Here is a 17,939-nt window from a genome sequence, read left to right on the forward strand (position 1 = left end):
GCCTTCCTCTCATTCTCGGACGCCCCTTCCCGCCGCACTTGTCGCGGAGCGCGCCGAAGATGTCCTCGCGCGAACGATGCGCCCGCTGGCAGGTGCGCGGCGAGCAGGCCTCCCGCGATCGGCTCGAGTCCCCGTCGCCGGTCGCGGCGTGCGCCATCGCCGCACCGGGTCCCACCAGGCCGGCCCTCGCACCTGCGGCGCTCCCCCACGCATGCGGATCTGCCAACCTGAGGTGTCCAACGTGCGGTGATGGTGCCAGCAGAGCGCCACCCCGTTGTCGGTGTGGGTGGGACCCCCACGGGCGTACTCCGTGACGTGGTGGATCTCGCACCAGGCGGCCGGGACGTGGCACCCGGGAATGAGGCATTCGCGGTCCCGCACGCAGATCGCGCGGCGCTGCGCCGGGGTGAAGATCCGGTCGCTCGACCCGAGCCCGACGATCCTTCCGCCGGCCCCGTAGACGACCCGCTGGATCGAACCGCCGCACGCCGTGTGCGCGGCGACGCGGGTCGAGACAGGCGTGTCGACCCCGTCGACCTGCGCCCAGCCGCGCCCCATCGCGTAGTCCTCGGCGGCGACCGTGACCACGAGTGTCGGAGCAGCACCGCCCAGCCGCGGCATCTCGTCGAGTCGGGCCGCGATGCCCAGGGCCGCCGCGAGTGCATCGTGCTGCTTCTGTGCCCGCGTGCGCGCGTCGATCATCCCGCCAGGGTCCCCGGACGGAAGCACATCGTCATCCGGGGAAACCGGGGCATGCGGACTCCCGGCGTCGGAATCCTCGAGCTCCGCGGACGGCACGAAGTGGACGCCGGGAAGCGGCGGACCGTCGACCCTCGGGTTCAGATACGCGTCCCAGATCCGCTGCAGCTGCCCCGCGACCTCCGGCAGCAGCGCGCCGCGGACCGGGATGACGCCGTCCTTGGCGCGCCCCAGCACCACACCCCGCGCTCGCAACGCGATGTCCTCAGCCGGCTCCGCCCCGTCCGGGTCCAGGTACTGCACGATCAGCTGAGCTTGCACCCGCAGATCCTCGGGCGTCGGTGCCGGACCGGGCTCGTTCTCGGCGCCGTCGTCGCTCTCCGCGCCACGAGCCACCTGCGCCAGGTACGCGTCCGCCTCCCACCGGTCCGCGATGCGCACGCGCGGACCGGCCTGCTCGATCGGCCCGGTCGCAGCCAGCAACCCGGTCACGCCGATCGCCCCGTCGAGGAGGGCCTCGCGCAGCGCCGGCCACCGCGCCGGCAGCCACTCTCCGGAGGAGAGGTCGACATCGCGTCGCACCAACCGCGCGCCCTTCACAAGGCGCGCGGCACCCGCCGCGTCGGTGCGGAGCACACGCTGCAGCAGCTCGTTCATCGAGCGGCAGCCGAACAGTCCGCAGAACGCCGGCTCTCCCGACCCGGCAGGACGCTGATCGACGCTCGCCACGGCCTCGACGACCACGGCCTCCGCGCGTCGCTGGATCTCGCCCGCGACCCGCAGCAGGTTCATCATCTCCTGTGGGTCGAGAGCGCCCACCGCGCCCGATCGCAGAACGGCGTCGAGAGCGACGACCGTGTCGTCGAGAACCGCTGCCGGAGTGCCTTCCATACGTCGATTCAACAGAGGGCCACCGACATTCCCAGGCCGGATAACCCCCGTTCAGAGCAATATTCCAGTACGCCTGACTTACTCCTCCTGCACCCGTAGAGAGCCCAATCAACACTCCACAACACGAACCCACCTCCCCCGTCGTATCCGACAGGAGAACCCTCACACCAGGTCGGAGTCCTCGAAGATCAGGATCGTCCGTGTGGAGCGGATCGACGGGATCGCCTGGATGTCCTCCAGCACGATGCGACGGAGGTCGCGGGCGTCGTTGGCCCGCACGAGCAGCAGCACGTCGAAGTCGCCCCCGACCAGAGCCATGTGCTCGATCTCGGGGATCACCCTGAGCCGCGCGCTCACCTCCTGCCACGTGGCCTGCTCGATCGCGAGCGTCACATAGGCGCTCGCGTGGTGTCCGAGCAGTACGGGGTCGGTGCGCACCGTGTACCCCGTGATCACCCCGGCGTCGGTGAGTCGCTTGATCCGCGCGTGCGCTCCGGCGCGGGAGATGTGCACCGACTCGGCGATCGCGGTCATCGACGCGCGAGCATCCCGCCGCAGCTCAGCGAGGATCGCGCGATCCGTGTCGTCGAGCGCCGCCATGGCACCCCTCTCTCCTCCGGGAAATACTGACACTTCGGAGGCCATTCTGACACGGCGAGCGCAATCGTCCATGATTGCGCAGCGGTTCTTGGATGACTGTCGCATGCGCGGCATGCTGTCCTCATCGAGTTCGGCAAGGAAGGCGGACGGATGCACCCCCATGACATGCTCCCGCGAGACACCGCGGTACGACTGATCGACGAGGACGGGACCACCCTCCCCGACGAGGCATACGCGCTCCCCGCCGCCGACGTCCTGCTCGCCGCTTACCGCGGGCTCGTCGAAGGCAGACGCATCAACGACCAGGCGGGCGCGCTCGTCCGCCAGGGCCGCCTCGCGGTCTACCCCTCGTCACATGGTCAGGAGGCATGCCAGGTGGCAGCGGCGATGGTGCTCGGTGACACCGACTGGCTCTTCCCCACGTACCGCGACTCGGTCGCGGTGATCGCCCGCGGCATCGCTCCCGCTGAGGCGATGGTGCTCCTCAAGGGCGACTGGCACTCGGGCTACGACGTGCGCGCGCACCGCGTCGCCCCACAGGCCACCCCGCTCGCGACCCAGCTCCTGCACGCGGTCGGCTTCGCGCAGGCGGCGAAGCACCGCGGTGAGGACACCGTCGTGCTCGCGCTCTGCGGCGACGGCGCCACGAGCGAGGGCGACTTCCACGAGGCGATGAACTTCGCCGCCGTGTTCCATGTCCCGGTCGTGTTCTTCGTGCAGAACAACGAGTTCGCCATCTCGGTGCCCCTCTCCCGGCAGACCGCTGCCCCCTCCCTGGCACACAAGGCGGTCGGCTACGGCATGCCGGGGCAGCGCGTCGACGGCAACGACGTGGCCGCGGTCCTCGCGGTGCTCACGGAAGCCGTCGACCGCGCCCGCGCCGGGGGCGGCCCCTCCCTGGTCGAGGCGCACACCTATCGCATGCAGGCGCACACCAACGCCGACGACGACACCCGCTACCGCGAGCGCGAGGAAGTGCAGGCCTGGCTCGCCCGCGACCCGCTCCTGCGCCTGCGCGCGCATCTCACTGCGACAGGGGCGCTCGACGCCGCCGCCGAGGAGCGCTTCGCCTCGGGTGCCGAGGAGATCGCGGCGGCGATGAGGGCAGCTCTGAACACCGACGCAGACCTCGATCCCGAAGACCTGTTCCGCTTCGTGACCGCGACCCGCTCCCCTCAGCTCGACGAGCAGTGGCACCTGCTGCGCGACGAGATCGAACGCTCGCGTCTCGCCGACGCCGAGCACGCCACGACCGGAGGCCACCGATGACGATCGCACAGGACGACACGCGCATCGAGAGCGGAGCCACCACGACGACCACGATGACCATGGCCGCCGCCTTGAACAGGGCGCTGGCCGACGCCATCGAGTCGGATCCGGACGTGGTGGTCTTCGGCGAAGATGTGGGAGCCCTCGGTGGCGTCTTCCGCATCACGGATGGACTCACCGCACGCTTCGGTGAGGACCGCTGCTTCGACACCCCGCTCGCGGAGTCCGGGATCGTCGGCACCGCGGTGGGGATGGCGATGAACGGGCTGCGCCCCGTGATCGAGATGCAGTTCGACGCCTTCGCCCTCCCCGCGTTCGAACAGGTCGTGAGCCATGTCGCCAAGCTCGGCAACCGCACGCGCGGTGGCATGCGCATGCCCCTGGTGATCCGCATCCCGTTCGGGGGCGGCATCGGGGGCGTCGAGCACCACTGCGACTCGTCCGAGGCCTACTACGCCCACACCCCCGGGCTCACGGTCGTCAGCCCGGCCACTCCGCAGGACGCGTACTCCCTGCTGCGTGCGGCCATCGCCTCGCCCGACCCGGTGATCTTCCTCGAGCCCAAGAAGCTGTACTGGAGCAAGGGCGAGGTCGACACCTCAGTCACCACGGAGCTCGGTTCGGCGCGTATCGCCCGCGACGGCACGGATGTGACGCTCCTCGCGTACGGCTCGTCCGTGCCGCTCGCACTGGAGGTCGCCGAGGTGGCCGCTGCGGAGGGGCGGAGCGTGCAGGTCGTCGACGTCCGCTCCCTCTCGCCGTTCGACGACGCCACCGTGACGGCCGCCGTGAAGTCGACAGGCCGTGCCGTGGTCGTCGCGGAGGCGCCGGGCTACGTGAGCGTCGCCTCCGAGATCCAGGCACGCGTGTTCGAGCGCTGCTTCGAATACCTGGCGGCGCCCGTGCGACGGGTGACCGGATTCGACACGCCCTACGCACCTCCGAAGCTCGAGCACTGGTACCTGCCGGACGTCGACCGCGTGCTCGATGCGATCGACACCCTGCACTGGGAGGACGAATCATGAGCACTCCGGTGAAGCCGCAGACAGGCACGCGGGTGTTCCGACTGCCCGACCTCGGCGAGGGGCTGACCGAGGCCGGACTCGTGCAGTGGCTCGTCGCGGTCGGCGACACCATCGTGACGGACCAGCCGATCGCCGAGGTCGAGACCGCGAAGAGCATCGTGGAGCTGCCGTCGCCGTTCGCCGGAGTCATCACGGCTCTGCACGGCACCGCCGGGGACACGATCGACGTCGGCGCCCCCGTGCTCGAGGTGGCGGACTCCCCGTCCTCCGCGGCGACTCCCGCTCCGCCCACCCAGCCCGAGCACGAGGCGTACCGCGAGGAGGAACGCGCGGGCTCAGGGAACGTCCTCATCGGCTACGGCACCACCGCTCGTGCGACCAGGGGACGGCGGCGCCCCCCGGTCGCATCGACGACGATTCACCCCGCATCGACGACGATCCACTCCGCATCGGGGACGCTTGCGGGCACTTCGCCCGCTGGATCTTCCGAGCGGCGCCCCGTCGCCGTCCGCTCCCCGCTCGTGCGTCGTCTCGCGCGAGACCTCGGTCTCGACGTCCACTCGATCACAGCGACCGGCGCCGATGGTGCCATCACCCGCGCCGACGTGCTGCGTGCCGCGGTGGACGGCGCGGTCGACGCAGTGGCCGACGGCGCCTCCGCACACGACAGCGGCCGGACGACGCCAGGAACAGGCGTGGGCCCCGAAGCAGGCGAGACGGTCGACGGTCTCGAGATGCGCGCGCGCGAGCGGATGTCGCCGCTGCGCAAGGCTGTCAGCGCGAAGCTCTCCCGCAGCCGGTCCGAGATCCCCGAGGCCACGGTCTGGGTGAATGTCGACGCCACCGAGCTGTGGGATCTGCGTGCGCGGATGGCTCCGGAGGGAGGCAAGGCGCCGTCGGTGACCGCACTGCTCGCCCGCTTCGTCCTGCTCGCCCTCGAGGAGTACCCCGTGCTGGCCTCGCGCCTCAGCGAGAACGGGGACGAGATCCTCTCCTTCGACGGAGTGAACCTCGGCATCGCCGCCGACACCGAACGAGGGCTCCTGGTCCCGGTCGTCCCCCGCGCCCATGCCCTCTCCGTGACCCAGCTCGACTCGGCACTGCGCGAACTCACCACCACGGCCCGCTCCGGCGCGATGCCACCGGAGCGGCTGCGGGGATCGACCTTCACGCTCAACAATTACGGAAGCCTGGGCGTTGACGGTTCGGCCGCGATCATCAACCATCCCGACGTGGCCATCCTCGGGATCGGCCGGATCATCGAGCGCCCGTGGGTCGTGGACGGAGCGATCGCCGCCCGCCGCATCGTGCAGATCTCGCTGGTGTTCGACCATCGGGTATGCGACGGAGGCTACGCCGCGGGCTTCCTGCGCCGGGTGACCGAACTCATCGAGCATCCGTTGCGGGCATTCGGGAGGGTGTAGGCGCTGCGCGCTCGGTTGAGCCGCGCTCCGGGTCAGCCGAACACGAGCGGACGCTTCGTGGCGTCCTCCACCGTGATGCCGATGATCGTGGCGCCCGGCTCCTCGACATCGCGATCGGCATGGAACCGCAGCAATCGACCATCGCGCGACGCCATGTCGTACCAATGCTCCTCGGAGGAGACGACCGAGACCGTCGTGCCCTGCGGGTACGCCGCGACCACGTCCGCGACCGGAGCCCCCACGCGAAGTCCGTCGATCGCCGGGAGGTCCGCGCCGACCTGAGTCGTCCCGGAGACGGAGCGGGCGTCGCCGACGGTGACGGATGCGACGGCGGCGCCGTCTTCGGTCGCCTGGACGAGCATCGAGCTCGTGCCCGCGTCGTTCACGAGCTTCGAGGGGTCTCCCGGGAAGGGCGGGGGGATCACCTGCGCCGCTCGCGCCGCAGAGATCGCCTCGTCGACGGGGTCTCCGAGACGGATCGGCCCGACACCGCCGGCCGTGATCATCCAGTCACCCCAGGGGGCCGAGGCATTCTCAGCAGGTTCCGGTTGCTCCGTCGGGGGGTTCGCGGTGAGCTTGTCCATCAACGCGGCGCGAGCTTGTTCCGCTCGCTCCTGGAGCTTCTCCGCGACGGCTTCGGCATCCGGCCGGGCCTCTCCGTCGAGCGACTGCGATACCTGCACGAGAACGTTCCCGACCGTGGCGTAGGCGCTGAACGTCGACCATCCCCCCTCGATCTCCGGCAGCGTCAACGTGCCGGCCAGTGCGCGCACGTTGTCCGAGGCCGCGGGAGTGACGGATTCGAACGAGGCAGGGCCGTTGTAGTCGAAGCTCGCGCACTGTGCCGCCGCGTCGACGAGCTGGTCCAGTCGCGCCTGTGCATGCGCTTCATCGGCGAACTGGAGAGCAAGCATCTGCCCGAAGCGATAGTCCGAGTCGGCCGTCGTCGTCCACGACACGTTGCGCGACCCGACGCTCCACAACGATTGCTCGGCGAACAGCGCGCCGCAGACCTCCGGGACGATCGCCGGGCCGCCGCCATCGGAGATCTGCTCGAGAACGGAGGACGGCTCACCGATGTCGGTCGAGCCGGGAAGGAGCGAACCGATCTCGTCGGCGGTGAACAGGAATCCTTCCAGTTCCTCACCGACGAAGATCGCGGGCCCCGTATAGGGCTCCGGTGGCGACGTCGTCTCCGGAGCAGCGGTCGGCTCGGGATCGGCCCCCGGCGCGCAGCCGGAGAGCACGAGAAGTGCGGCGACCGCTATTCCTCCGACGTGGATGCGAGCGATTCCAGAACGCGCCATGCGAACCCTCCGATGTGTCATACAGCGCCGATCCGGCGCCCCCTGCGTTGATCGTAGGGTTCCCGGACTCGATGGCGCGAGAAGGGCGACCGTGTCGAGATCAGACCGAGACCGATCGCATGCCCTCGAACGCATACGTTCCACGCGACCCCGATGCGGTACGCTCGGCAATTACTGACCGATCATTCGGTTAGGAAAGTCCCGAGCACCGCCACAGTGCTCTCTCCCCCGGAATCGCAGAACAATGGAGTTCTCATGACGTCAGCAGTCTCCGACCGCACCCCATCCACACGGATGCCCGCCGAAGAACGGCGCGTACTCGCCGGCACCCTCGTGGGCACGTCGATCGAGTGGTACGACTTCTTCATCTACGCGCAAGCAGCGGGGCTGGTGCTCGCGCCCCTCTTCCTGGCTCCGATCGCACAGGAGAACCCCGGCTTCGCCCAGGTGCTCTCGTTCGCGACAATCGGCATCTCCTTCCTCTTCCGCCCGCTCGGCGCGATCGTCGCGGGCCACCTCGGCGACAAGCTCGGTCGCAAGAAGATGCTCGTGCTCACCCTCGTCATGATGGGCCTGTCCACGTCGTTGATAGGCCTCCTTCCGACGTATGCCGCGATCGGCGTGGCCGCGCCCATCCTGCTGATCCTGCTCCGCATCGTGCAGGGATTCTCCGCGGGTGGCGAATGGGGCGGAGCCGCCCTGATGGCCGTCGAGCACGCGCCGAACAGCCGCAGAGGACTCTTCGGGGCGTTCCCGCAGATCGGCGTCCCCGTCGGCATGATCCTTGCCACTTCCACCCTGTGGGTGCTCACCAGTTCGATGTCGCCGGAGGCCTTCCTCGAGTGGGGCTGGCGCATCCCCTTCCTGCTCTCGATCGTGCTCATCGCGGTCGGCTACGTGATCCGACGCGCGGTCGATGAGAGCCCGGTGTTCGAGGACCTGCGGCGCCGCCGCAAGGAGGCATCCGCTCCCCTGCGCCGGCTCTTCCGTCAGAACACCAAGCAGGTCGTCCTCACCGCGATCATCTTCATCGCGAACAACGCGGCGGGGTACCTGCTCATCGCGTTCTTCGCGACCTACGCCGTCACCACCCTCGGCATGGACCGACCCCCGGTGCTGCTGGCGACCACCCTCGCCTCGTTCGGGTGGCTCATCTTCACCCTGTGGGGCGGACACCTCTCCGACCGGCTCGGCCGCATCCGCACGTTCCAGATCGGCTACGTGGCGCTCGCACTCTGGGCGGTGCCGATGTGGTTCCTCATCGACACCGCGAACATCCTCTGGTACTTCGTGGCACTGTTCGTGATGACGTTCGCGCTCGGACTCTCTTACGGCCCGCAGGCAGCCCTGTACGCGGAGATGTTCCCCGCGAACGTGCGCTATTCGGGCGTCTCCATCGGCTACGCCCTCGGTGCGATCCTCGGCGGAGCGTTCGCGCCGATGATCGCGGAGGCGCTGATGAACCAGTTCCACGCGGCCTGGACGATCGGCGTGTACATCGCGGTGGCATCCGTGATCTCGCTGATCGGCGTCTCGCTCGTCAAGGAGACGAAGGGCGTGGACCTGCTCAGCTGAAGCCGCCCCGATCGCGGCGCCGGCCACACCTGTGACATAATTACCGGACGATCGGTCAGTAATTCGGGCCGATCGTCCGGACAACGGGCAACCCGTCGAGACAACGCAGTCAGGAGTTCCGCATGACCGAGGCCTACCTCGTCGGAGGCGTACGCACCCCGGTCGGTCGCTACGGCGGAGCCCTGGCTTCCGTCCGTCCCGACGACCTCGCAGCGATCGTCGTCCGCGAGGCCGCGCGACGCGCAGGCGTCGACCCCCTCCAGGCGGAGATCGACGAGGTCATCCTCGGCGCCGCGAACCAGGCGGGCGAGGACAACCGCAATGTCGCCAGGATGGCGGTCCTGCTCGCCGGCCTTCCCGACAGCGTCCCCGGCATCACGGTCAATCGACTGTGTGCCTCCGGCATGTCCGCCGTCACGATGGCCGCCCAGGCGATCCGTGCCGGCGACGCCGACCTCATCATCGCCGGCGGCGTCGAATCGATGACCCGCGCACCCTGGGTGCAGGCCAAGCCCGAGAAGGCATGGGCGAAGCCCGGCGCCGCGTTCGACACCTCGATCGGCTGGCGATTCCCGAACCCGCGGCTCCTGGCCCGCGAGAAGGCGACGTACACGATGCCGGAGACCGCGGAGGAGGTCGCGCGCGTCGACGGCATCGGACGCGAAGAGGCGGACGCATTCGCCCTGCGCTCGCAGCAACGGGCCGCCGCGGCGATCGCAGACGGACGGTTCGAGGCGGAGATCGTCGGAGTCCCCGTCGGCTCGGGTGAGGTGCTCGTGGACGAGGGCCCTCGACCGGAGACGACGCTCGAAGGCCTCGCCCGACTGCGGCCCGTCGTCGCGGGCGGTCAGGTCGTCACCGCCGGAAACTCCAGCGCGCTCAACGACGGTGCCTCCGCGATCATGGTCGCGAGCGCGGAGGCGGTCGAGCGGCACGGGCTGACACCGCGGGCGCGGATCGTCGTCGGCACCAGCGCAGGACTCGCGCCCGAGATCATGGGCCTCGGACCGGTGCCCGCCACGGAGAAGGCGCTGCAGCGCGCCCGGCTCTCCATCGACGACATCGGCTCCGTCGAGCTCAACGAAGCGTTCGCCACCCAGTCCATCGCCTGCCTCCGACGCCTCGGGCTGGACGAATCCCGTGTGAACGCCGACGGCGGAGCGATCGCGCTCGGTCACCCGCTCGGCTCGTCCGGCTCCCGCCTTCTGGTCACGCTCCTCGGACGCATGGAGCGCGAGGGCTCCCGCTACGGACTCGCCACCATGTGCGTCGGCGTCGGCCAGGGCGCTGCTCTGATCGTGGAGAAGGTGTGATGCCGCGGTCTCCCCTCGGCGATACGCAGGCGCACGACGAACCCCTCCTCGTCGAAAGGCGTCACGACCGCGTGGTCGCCACCCTCAATCGGCCGCACAAGCGCAACGCGATCGACCAGGCCACGATCGACGCGCTGCACGCGCTGTGCACCGAGCTGGAGACCGTGCCGCTCCCGCTGATCCTCACCGGCGCCGGCGGGGTCTTCGCGGCGGGTGCCGACATCGCCGAACTGCGCGAACGGCGTGCCGCCGACGCGCTGCGCGGGATCAACGCTCACGCGTTCGTCCGACTCGCCGAACTGCCGATGCCCGTCATCGCGGCGATCGACGGCTACGCGCTCGGCGGTGGAGCCGAGCTCGCCTACGCGGCGGACATCCGCATCGGGACGCCGACGCTCGCGATCGGCAACCCGGAGACCGGGCTGGGCATCCTCGCAGCGGCCGGCGCGAGCTGGCGTCTCAAGGAGATCGTCGGCGACGCCAGGGCGATCGAGCTGCTGCTCACGGGTCGCACGGTGAAGGCAGAGGAGGCGCTGCGCATCGGGCTGGTCTCGGCGATCCACGAGACGACGGACCTGCTGCCGACCGCCCACGCCATCGTCGACCGCATCGCCCGCAACGACCCCGCAGCGACCATCGCGACCAAGCGGGTGTTCCGGGCACCCCGCGACCACCATCCCGCCGCCGATCTGGAAGCCCAGGCCGAGCTCTTCGAGAGCCCGGAGAAGTTCCGACGGATGACCGACTTCCTCGAACGGAGAGACCGATGACCGAGAGCACGTTCATCGCGCCCGAACAGGTGGGGGTGCTCGGCGGCGGACGTATGGGCGCGGGCATCGCGCACGCCTTCCTGCTCGCCGGCTCCCGGGTCGGCATCGTCGAACGCGACGCCGACGCGGCAGAGGCGGCCACGGCACGCGTGCTCGAGTCCATCGACGCCTCGGTCGCACGCGGCACGGCCCTCGACTCCCCCGAGGCCTATCGGGCGCGCCTGACCACGGGCACGGATGCCGCCCTGTTCGCGCAGTGCACGCTCGTCGTCGAAGCCGTTCCGGAGGACCTCGCCCTCAAGGTCGACGCGCTCCGTCGGGTCGAGGCGCAGATCGCACCGGACGCCGCCATCGCCTCGAACACCTCGTCCATCTCGATCGATGAGCTGGCTGCGGTGCTCGATCGCCCCTCGCGGCTGCTGGGCATGCACTTCTTCAATCCGGTGCCCGCCTCCACCCTCGTCGAGATCGTCCATGGTGCGAGCACCGCTCCTGCGCTCGTCGATGCCGCCCGCGGCTGGGTGGCCGCCATCGGCAAGACACCGATCGTCGTGGCCGATGCTCCCGGATTCGCGTCGTCCCGCCTCGGCGTCGCGATCGGGCTCGAGGCGATCCGCATGCTGGAGGAAGGTGTGGCCTCCGCCGAGGACATCGACGCCGCGATGACGCTCGGATACAAGCACCCCGTCGGTCCGCTGCGGCTCACCGACATCGTGGGCCTCGACGTGCGCCTGGGCATCGCCGAGTACCTCTCCGCACAGCTGGGTGAGCGCTTCGAACCTCCGGCCCTGCTGCGACGCCTGGTCGCCGAAGGCCACCTCGGCCGCAAGAGCGGACGCGGCTTCTACGAATGGGACGCCTCAGGAAGGGAACAGAAATGATCGAGATCCTCCCCAGCTACGTCGAGGGAGCGTGGTGGACGCCGTCGTCCGACGCCGAGGCCACGGATGTCCGTGACGCCTCAACGGGAGAGGTCGTCGCCCGCGTCTCGACCGACGGGCTCGATCTGGGGCCCGTGCTCGACCACGCCCGCACCGTGGGACAGGCGTCGCTGGGAGAGCTCACCTTCCATCAGCGCGCCGTGGTGCTCAAGCAGCTCGCCCTCGCCCTCACCGAGCGCAAGGCCGAGCTGTACGAGCTGTCCAGCCGCACCGGTGCCACAGCGCAGGACTCCTGGGTCGACATCGACGGCGGGATCGGCGTGCTGTTCGCGTACTCCAGCAAGGGCCGGCGCGAGCTGCCCAACGCGAAAGTGTACGTCGACGGGGGTGTCGAGAACCTCTCCAAGGACGGCTCGTTCCTCGGCCGCCACATCTACACGCGACTCCGCGGCGTCGCCGTGCAGATCAACGCCTTCAACTTCCCGGTCTGGGGGTCTCTCGAGAAGTTCGCACCCGCGTTCCTCGCCGGCGTCCCCACCGTCGTGAAGCCGGCCACCCCCACCGGATACCTCGCCGAGGCCATGGTGCGCGTGATGGTGGAATCGGGGCTCCTCCCCGACGGGTCGCTGCAGCTGGTCTCCGGTAGCGTGCCGGGTCTCTTCGACGAACTGCGGCTGGGCGATCTGGTCGCCTTCACCGGCTCCGCGTCGACCGCCGAGAGCCTGCGTGCCCACGATGCCGTGCAGACGGGAGGGGTGCGCTTCACGAGCGAGACCGACTCGATCAACGCGTCGGTCCTCGGAACGGATGCCGTCTCGGGCACGCCGGAGTTCGATGCGTACGTCAAGCAGCTGGTCGCCGAGATGACCACGAAGGCCGGGCAGAAGTGCACCGCGATCCGCCGGGCGATCGTGCCGGCGGAAGCTGTCGACGACGTGATCGCCGCGGTCCGCGAGCGGCTGTCGTCGCGCGTGATCCTCGGCGACCCGCGCGCCGAAGGGGTGACCATGGGCCCGCTCGCCTCCACCGCGCAGCGTGAGGAGGTGCTGCGCCGGGTCGACCGCCTGCAGGCCGGCGGCGGCGAACTGGTGATCGGCACGACCGACGCGCCGATCGTCCGCCATGCCGACGGCACCGAAGGAGCAGCCCCCGACGGCGCCTTCGTGGCGCCGATGCTGCTGCGCTTCCCCGATCCCACGAGCCCCGCCGTGAACGAGATCGAGGCGTTCGGACCCGTGTCGAGCATCGTCGGCTATCGCACCCTCGACGAGGCGAGCAGCCTCGTGGCTCGCGGCGGCGGCTCGCTCGTGACGAGCGTGGCGACGCACGACCCCGAGGTGGCCGTCGCCCTCGCCACCGGCATGGCCGCCTACAACGGGCGCGTCCTCTTCCTCGACCGGGACGACGCCCGCACCTCGACGGGGCACGGCTCTCCACTCCCGAACCTCGTGCACGGTGGCCCGGGCCGCGCGGGCGGAGGTGAGGAGCTCGGCGGCATCCGGGCGGTGCTGCACCACATGCAGCGCACCGCGGTGCAGGGTTCCCCGGAGATGATGACCGCGCTCACGGGAGTCTGGCACCAGGGTGCGAGCTCGCGCCCGTACGAGCGGGGCGACGGCGTGCACCCGTTCCGAAAGTCGCTGGCCGAACTGCACGTCGGCGATCAGGTGGCCAGCGGCTCGCGCACGGTGACCCTCGACGACATCGAGACGTTCGCGGCGTTCACCGGCGACACGTTCTACGCGCACATGGACGAGGACGCTGCCTCCGCGAATCCGTTCTTCCCCGGACGCGTGGCGCACGGATACCTGCTGGTGTCGTGGGCTGCGGGGCTGTTCGTCGACCCGGCTCCCGGCCCCGTGCTGGCGAACTCCGGGCTGGAGAATCTGCGATTCGTCACGCCCGTCTCCCCCGGCGACGACATCAGGGTCGAGCTGACCGCGAAGCAGATCACCCCAAGGGAGACCGACGAGTACGGGGAGGTGCGGTGGGATGCGGTGCTGAAGAACCAGCACGATGACATCGTGGCCACGTACGACGTGCTCACCCTGGTGGCGAAGGAGCGTGCGGCGGCGTGACGCTGAGCGCCGGAGCCCCGGTCAGACGACCGCGGCTCCGGCTTCATCGTCCGTGCGCAAGCCGTCCAGGGCGACGGCCACCACGTCGTCTGCGAGACGGTCGGCGCCCTCGCGCCCGCCGGGCCGATACCACTCGACGATCGAGTTGATCATCCCGAACACCAGACGCGCCACCACACTCGCGTCGATGTCGGCCCGCAGCTCCCCCTCGCGCTGCGCCTCAGACACGAGAGCGGTGATCCGACGGTCGAACGCCCGGCGACGGATGAGAGCCCTGCGCTCCACCTCGGTGTTGCCCCGCACCCGCAGCAGCAGCGTCACGGCCGGCAGCTGCTCCACGAGCACCCGGACGGCGCCGCGCAGCACCTGCTCGAGCCGGTCGACCGCGCTCGATGCCCCCTGAGCGGCAGCCGAGTCGGGAATCGGGCCGTCCACCACGGCTTCCAAGCCGCTCAGCGCCGCGTCCAGAGCGAGGTCGAGGATCTCGTCCTTCGAGCCGAAGTGATGGTAGATCGCCGACTTCGACAGACCGAGGCGCTCGGCGAGCATCCCGATCGACGTGGCGTCGTACCCGTACTCGTTGAACGCGGCGACGGCGACGGCGAGGATCCCCTGCTGGTCGTACCCCGGTCGGCCTCGTCGCGTGCTCTGCATCTCGGACATCACCCCACAGTCTCGCACTCGAAGCGGCGGGCGGGCGGGAGCACCGACCGCGAGGCGGGCGCGACGACTCTCCGTGTCAATCCCCGCATCGCCCGCATCAGCGCAGGTCGTACACCCGCTTGCACTTCCCCTCGCTCCGGGGCAGCGCTCCCGGCTCCTCGAGTTGGACGGCCACCGTCGATCCGACGAAGATCTTGATCCGCTGCGCCAGCACCTCCGCGGCGCTGCGGCAGGTCTCGACGGACAGGTCAGGGTGCCGCTCGATGCGGACCTTCAGCGTGTCCATGCGCCCCGTCTTCGACAGCTCGAGGATGAAGTGCGGGGTCAGCTGCTCGATCCCCAGCACCAGCTCCTCGATCTGCGTGGGGAACACGTTCACGCCCCGCAGGATGATCATGTCGTCGTTGCGGCCGGTGATCTTCTCCATCCGCCGCATCCCGGCCCGGGCCGTCCCGGGAAGCAGGCGGGTGAGGTCGCGGGTGCGATAGCGGATGACCGGGAACGCCTCCTTGGTCAGAGAGGTGAACACGAGTTCCCCGAGTTCGCCGTCCGGCAGCACGGCGCCGCTCTCTCCGTCGATGATCTCCGGCAGGAAGTGGTCCTCCCACACATGCGGACCATCCTTGGTCTCGAGGCACTCGTTGCCCACACCGGGCCCCATCACCTCGCTGAGACCGTAGATGTCGAGCGCGTCGATGCCGAGGCGCTGCTCGAGCTCGTGACGCATCTCGTTCGACCAGGGCTCCGCTCCCAGAACCGCGACCTTCAACGAGGTGGAGCGCGGGTCGACTCCCTGCGCGGCCATCGCATCGGCGATCGTCAGCAGATAGCTGGGCGTGCACAGGATCGCGTCGGGCTCGAAGTCGAGGATCAGCTGCACCTGGCGTGCGGTCTGGCCGCCGGACATCGGGATGACCGTCGCGCCGAGCGCTTCGATGCCCGCGTGTGCGCCGAGCCCGCCGGTGAAGAGTCCGTAGCCGTAGGCGTTGTGCACCTTCATGCCGGGGCGGATGCCGCTGGCTCGCAGCGAACGCGCGACCAGCGCGCCCCACCGCTCGAGATCGCCTCTGGTGTAGCCGACGACCGTCGGGCGGCCGGTGGTGCCGCTGGAGGCGTGGATGCGGGCGACGTCGGACATCGGCACAGCGAACATCCCGAACGGATAGGTCTCGCGCAGATCCGCCTTGGTCGTGAAGGGAAGCAGCCGCACGTCGTCGAGCGTGCGGATGTCGTCCGGGTGCACGCCGGCCTCGTCGAACTTGCGCGTGTAGAGAGGCACGTTCGCGTAGGCGTGGCGCACGGTCTGCTGGAGTCGACCGAGCTGGAGCGCGGCGATCTCGTCGCGCGACATCCGCTCTTCCGCGTCGAGCTCGGCGGATGCGGGCGGGTGGACGTGGGAGGGTGTTGCGGTCGTCATCGACACGAGGTTCTCCGGAGCATTCAGAAGGTCTGGCTGGTGGTGCGGGAGCGCCCGCGGAACTCGGCGACGGGATCGCCCCATTCGTCGACCACGGTCACGTCGTAGATGCCGGAGCGTCCGCTGAGCGACCGTCGGACGGCGGTGGCGGTGAGGGTCTGTCCCGATACGGTCGGCTTCAGGAAGGAGATGTCCGCGCCGGCGGCCACGGTGACCCTGTCGTCTTCGTTGCACGCGATCGCGAAGGCGGTGTCCGCCAGGGCGAAGACGAAGCCGCCGTGGGTGATGTGGAAGCCGTTGGTCATGTCGTCCCGCACGCGCATCGAGACGACCGCGTGGCCGGGGTCATCGCGTTCGACCACGAGGCCCAGCGAAGCCGAGGCGCGGTCGCGCTCCATCATCGCGCGGTTCGGGCGCGCGTCGTCCGTCGTCCACGCCGTCGCTTCCGTCATCGTCGACCTCCTCGTCGAGCGGGTTCGGGCGCTGCACCTGCGGTACCCGATCCGCTCATACTAACCGACCGATCGTTCAGTTAGTCAAGCAGGTCAGCCTCGTCTGCTCCGGGATCCCGGCCTGTGGACGAACCCCTCAGCTGAAGTCGGGAAGCCGGCGCAGTGTCGCATCCTCCGTCAGGATGCCGGTGATCACGGCACTCGGGTCGCCGGCGTCGCGATCGACGCGGAACCGGATCGCCGCCCCCTCGCGCGTCGTCCACTGATAGAAGTACTCGCCGGAGGACACGATACGGATCGCCGTGCCCCCGGGGAACGCATCCTCGGCCTCGCCGACGGTGTCGCCGATCCGCACCTCGCCTGCCGTCGGCAACGCGGCAGGATCCTCCTGGGGCTCGTTCCCGACGTTCGCGGAACCGATGGATGCGGCATCGACGACGGAGTCGCCCGCGTCGGTCCACAACAGCACAGAGGCCGAACCGTCCGGACTGACGATCCGCGTCTGCCCCCCGTCCCACTCCGGCCTGATCACCGTCGCTCCCGGGACGGCCGCGATGGCCTCGTCGAGGTCGGAGCCGAGGACGATCGGCCCGATCCCGGTAGCGCTCACCTGCCAGCTGCTCCACGCCGCAGCAGGGTCGACAGCAGGCGGCGTCGCTGCGGGCGCCGGCGGGTTCGCGGTCAACTCCTCGATCAGCTGCGACCGAGCGTCGGACGCCTGGTCGCTCAGGAACGCGGCGGCCCGCTCAGCGTCGAAGGCGGCGTCGCCGGTGAACGGCTGCCAGAAGTTCACGAGGACGTTGCCGACCGACGCGTACCCCTGGTAGAGCCGGTGTCCGCCGCCGAGTCCGTCGTCGAGCACCAACGCTCCGGTGACGGCGCGGATCCCATCCCCGGAGTCGAGCGTGGTCGAGTCGAACGTCGACGCGCCGCTGCCGTAGGTGAAGTCCGCACACTGCTTCGCCACCTCGACGTACCGGTCCATCAGCCCCTGCGCCGTCGCCTCGTCCGCGAACTGGAGCACATGCATCCAGCCGTCCCGCCCATCGGGGAGGGAGCTGGTCCACGTGACCGAGCGCGCGCCGATCGACGCCTGGGAAGGCTCGTAGAGGAAGAGGTTGCAGATCGCCGGCGAGAGCTCGGGGCCGCCTCCGTCGGAGATCTGGATCAGCGACGTTGACGGCGACCCCACGTCGCCGACGTCGGGGAGGAGACCGGCGATCTCGTCGGCGCTCGGCAGGAACCAGTCGAGCTGGTCTCCGACGAACACCGTCGGACCGTCGTACGGCGCCGGAGCAGGGCTCTCGGTTGCCGGAGTCGGCTTCGGTGTGGCTTGCGGTGCGGGCACGCACCCCGACAGGGCGATGATCGCCCCCGCCGTGAGCACTCCCAGGACAGTTCGTGACGACCACCGTGTGGACATGGACCCTCCGATTGCTCGCGACGCCACGATCGACGCCCCCTCGCTGACGAGCCTAGAGCCGGATCCATCGCCCTCACGCTTCTGGACCATGTCCATATCAGAATGGAACGAAACGCATGCCGAGATGCGCATACGACGTGGCAGGACCGTCT

General features: G+C 69.8%; 15 protein-coding genes. 8 read left to right on the forward strand and 7 right to left on the reverse strand.

Going from position 1 to position 17,939, the window contains the following annotated elements:
- Window positions 1-9 precede the first annotated feature (9 nt).
- The gene (locus ILP86_RS17775) at window positions 10-1,590 is read right to left on the reverse strand and encodes an HNH endonuclease signature motif containing protein (protein ID WP_193762562.1); all 1,581 of its coding nucleotides are present in this window, start codon (window positions 1,588-1,590) and stop codon (window positions 10-12) included.
- Between the two features lie 162 nt (window positions 1,591-1,752).
- Complete coding sequence (locus ILP86_RS17780) at window positions 1,753-2,190, reverse strand: Lrp/AsnC family transcriptional regulator (RefSeq protein WP_058632470.1); 438 nt, start codon at window positions 2,188-2,190, stop codon at window positions 1,753-1,755.
- 150 nt (window positions 2,191-2,340) lie between these two features.
- On the opposite strand from ILP86_RS17780, the gene ILP86_RS17785 reads away from it, so the two are divergent.
- From ILP86_RS17785 to ILP86_RS17795, 3 genes are read left to right on the forward strand one after another with little or no spacing between them, the layout of a single operon-like run.
- Complete coding sequence (locus tag ILP86_RS17785; protein ID WP_141370211.1) at window positions 2,341-3,459, forward strand: thiamine pyrophosphate-dependent enzyme; 1,119 nt, start codon at window positions 2,341-2,343, stop codon at window positions 3,457-3,459.
- Entirely contained in the window at window positions 3,456-4,484 is a 1,029-nt protein-coding gene (locus ILP86_RS17790) for an alpha-ketoacid dehydrogenase subunit beta (RefSeq protein ID WP_193762563.1), read from the forward strand. The genes ILP86_RS17785 and ILP86_RS17790 overlap by 4 nt, the downstream gene beginning before the upstream one ends.
- Window positions 4,481-5,908: a dihydrolipoamide acetyltransferase family protein gene (locus ILP86_RS17795; RefSeq protein WP_193762564.1), complete on the forward strand. Its 1,428-nt coding sequence runs from the start codon at window positions 4,481-4,483 to the stop codon at window positions 5,906-5,908. Before ILP86_RS17790 ends, ILP86_RS17795 begins: the two co-directional genes overlap by 4 nt.
- Before the next feature lie 32 nt (window positions 5,909-5,940).
- Here ILP86_RS17795 and ILP86_RS17800 read toward each other — a convergent pair whose 3' ends face one another.
- A complete protein-coding gene (locus ILP86_RS17800) occupies window positions 5,941-7,215 on the reverse strand; it encodes a sensor domain-containing protein (RefSeq protein WP_193762565.1) in 1,275 nt (424 codons plus the stop codon).
- A 255-nt stretch (window positions 7,216-7,470) separates the two neighbouring features.
- On the opposite strand from ILP86_RS17800, the gene ILP86_RS17805 reads away from it, so the two are divergent.
- The 5 genes from ILP86_RS17805 (at window position 7,471) to paaZ (ending at window position 13,832) form a co-directional block, all read left to right on the forward strand.
- Complete coding sequence (locus ILP86_RS17805; protein WP_046748874.1) at window positions 7,471-8,790, forward strand: MFS transporter; 1,320 nt, start codon at window positions 7,471-7,473, stop codon at window positions 8,788-8,790.
- A gap of 122 nt (window positions 8,791-8,912) precedes the next feature.
- Window positions 8,913-10,103, forward strand: coding sequence for an acetyl-CoA C-acyltransferase (locus tag ILP86_RS17810; RefSeq protein ID WP_193762566.1), 1,191 nt, complete (start codon window positions 8,913-8,915; stop codon window positions 10,101-10,103).
- The gene (locus tag ILP86_RS17815) at window positions 10,103-10,873 is read left to right on the forward strand and encodes an enoyl-CoA hydratase/isomerase family protein (RefSeq protein ID WP_058632477.1); all 771 of its coding nucleotides are present in this window, start codon (window positions 10,103-10,105) and stop codon (window positions 10,871-10,873) included. Before ILP86_RS17810 ends, ILP86_RS17815 begins: the two co-directional genes overlap by 1 nt.
- Window positions 10,870-11,754, forward strand: a complete 885-nt coding sequence (locus ILP86_RS17820; RefSeq protein WP_058632478.1) for a 3-hydroxyacyl-CoA dehydrogenase family protein — start codon at window positions 10,870-10,872, stop codon at window positions 11,752-11,754. Before ILP86_RS17815 ends, ILP86_RS17820 begins: the two co-directional genes overlap by 4 nt.
- Window positions 11,751-13,832: a phenylacetic acid degradation bifunctional protein PaaZ gene (gene paaZ / locus ILP86_RS17825; RefSeq protein WP_193762567.1), complete on the forward strand. Its 2,082-nt coding sequence runs from the start codon at window positions 11,751-11,753 to the stop codon at window positions 13,830-13,832. The genes ILP86_RS17820 and paaZ overlap by 4 nt, the downstream gene beginning before the upstream one ends.
- Window positions 13,833-13,853: 21 nt before the next feature.
- Here the strand turns inward: paaZ and ILP86_RS17830 are convergent, their stop codons facing one another.
- The 4 genes from ILP86_RS17830 to ILP86_RS17845 form a co-directional block, all read right to left on the reverse strand.
- Window positions 13,854-14,495 (reverse strand): TetR/AcrR family transcriptional regulator, encoded by a 642-nt coding sequence (locus tag ILP86_RS17830; RefSeq protein WP_193762568.1) that lies wholly within the window; start codon window positions 14,493-14,495, stop codon window positions 13,854-13,856.
- A gap of 97 nt (window positions 14,496-14,592) precedes the next feature.
- On the reverse strand, window positions 14,593-15,912 hold the full coding sequence (paaK, locus tag ILP86_RS17835) for a phenylacetate--CoA ligase PaaK (RefSeq protein WP_193762569.1): 1,320 nt from the start codon (window positions 15,910-15,912) through the stop codon (window positions 14,593-14,595).
- A 23-nt stretch (window positions 15,913-15,935) separates the two neighbouring features.
- On the reverse strand, window positions 15,936-16,364 hold the full coding sequence (gene paaI / locus ILP86_RS17840; RefSeq protein ID WP_193762570.1) for a hydroxyphenylacetyl-CoA thioesterase PaaI: 429 nt from the start codon (window positions 16,362-16,364) through the stop codon (window positions 15,936-15,938).
- A 136-nt stretch (window positions 16,365-16,500) separates the two neighbouring features.
- Window positions 16,501-17,787 carry a sensor domain-containing protein gene (locus ILP86_RS17845; RefSeq protein WP_193762571.1) on the reverse strand — a complete coding sequence of 429 codons (1,287 nt, stop codon included), beginning with the start codon at window positions 17,785-17,787 and terminating at the stop codon, window positions 16,501-16,503.
- Window positions 17,788-17,939 lie beyond the last annotated feature (152 nt).

It is taken from the genome of Microbacterium sp. R1 (genome assembly GCF_015159725.1).
GTDB lineage: Bacteria > Actinomycetota > Actinomycetes > Actinomycetales > Microbacteriaceae > Microbacterium > Microbacterium oxydans.

Coding starts and splice junctions, on each gene's coding strand:
- ILP86_RS17775 (WP_193762562.1), bottom strand. CDS start 1,590: ATGGAAGGCACTCCGGCAGCGGTTCTCGACGACACGGTCGTCGCTCTC.
- ILP86_RS17780 (WP_058632470.1), bottom strand. CDS start 2,190: ATGGCGGCGCTCGACGACACGGATCGCGCGATCCTCGCTGAGCTGCGG.
- ILP86_RS17785 (WP_141370211.1), top strand. CDS start 2,341: ATGCACCCCCATGACATGCTCCCGCGAGACACCGCGGTACGACTGATC.
- ILP86_RS17790 (WP_193762563.1), top strand. CDS start 3,456: ATGACGATCGCACAGGACGACACGCGCATCGAGAGCGGAGCCACCACG.
- ILP86_RS17795 (WP_193762564.1), top strand. CDS start 4,481: ATGAGCACTCCGGTGAAGCCGCAGACAGGCACGCGGGTGTTCCGACTG.
- ILP86_RS17800 (WP_193762565.1), bottom strand. CDS start 7,215: ATGGCGCGTTCTGGAATCGCTCGCATCCACGTCGGAGGAATAGCGGTC.
- ILP86_RS17805 (WP_046748874.1), top strand. CDS start 7,471: ATGACGTCAGCAGTCTCCGACCGCACCCCATCCACACGGATGCCCGCC.
- ILP86_RS17810 (WP_193762566.1), top strand. CDS start 8,913: ATGACCGAGGCCTACCTCGTCGGAGGCGTACGCACCCCGGTCGGTCGC.
- ILP86_RS17815 (WP_058632477.1), top strand. CDS start 10,103: ATGCCGCGGTCTCCCCTCGGCGATACGCAGGCGCACGACGAACCCCTC.
- ILP86_RS17820 (WP_058632478.1), top strand. CDS start 10,870: ATGACCGAGAGCACGTTCATCGCGCCCGAACAGGTGGGGGTGCTCGGC.
- paaZ (WP_193762567.1), top strand. CDS start 11,751: ATGATCGAGATCCTCCCCAGCTACGTCGAGGGAGCGTGGTGGACGCCG.
- ILP86_RS17830 (WP_193762568.1), bottom strand. CDS start 14,495: ATGTCCGAGATGCAGAGCACGCGACGAGGCCGACCGGGGTACGACCAG.
- paaK (WP_193762569.1), bottom strand. CDS start 15,912: ATGACGACCGCAACACCCTCCCACGTCCACCCGCCCGCATCCGCCGAG.
- paaI (WP_193762570.1), bottom strand. CDS start 16,364: ATGACGGAAGCGACGGCGTGGACGACGGACGACGCGCGCCCGAACCGC.
- ILP86_RS17845 (WP_193762571.1), bottom strand. CDS start 17,787: ATGTCCACACGGTGGTCGTCACGAACTGTCCTGGGAGTGCTCACGGCG.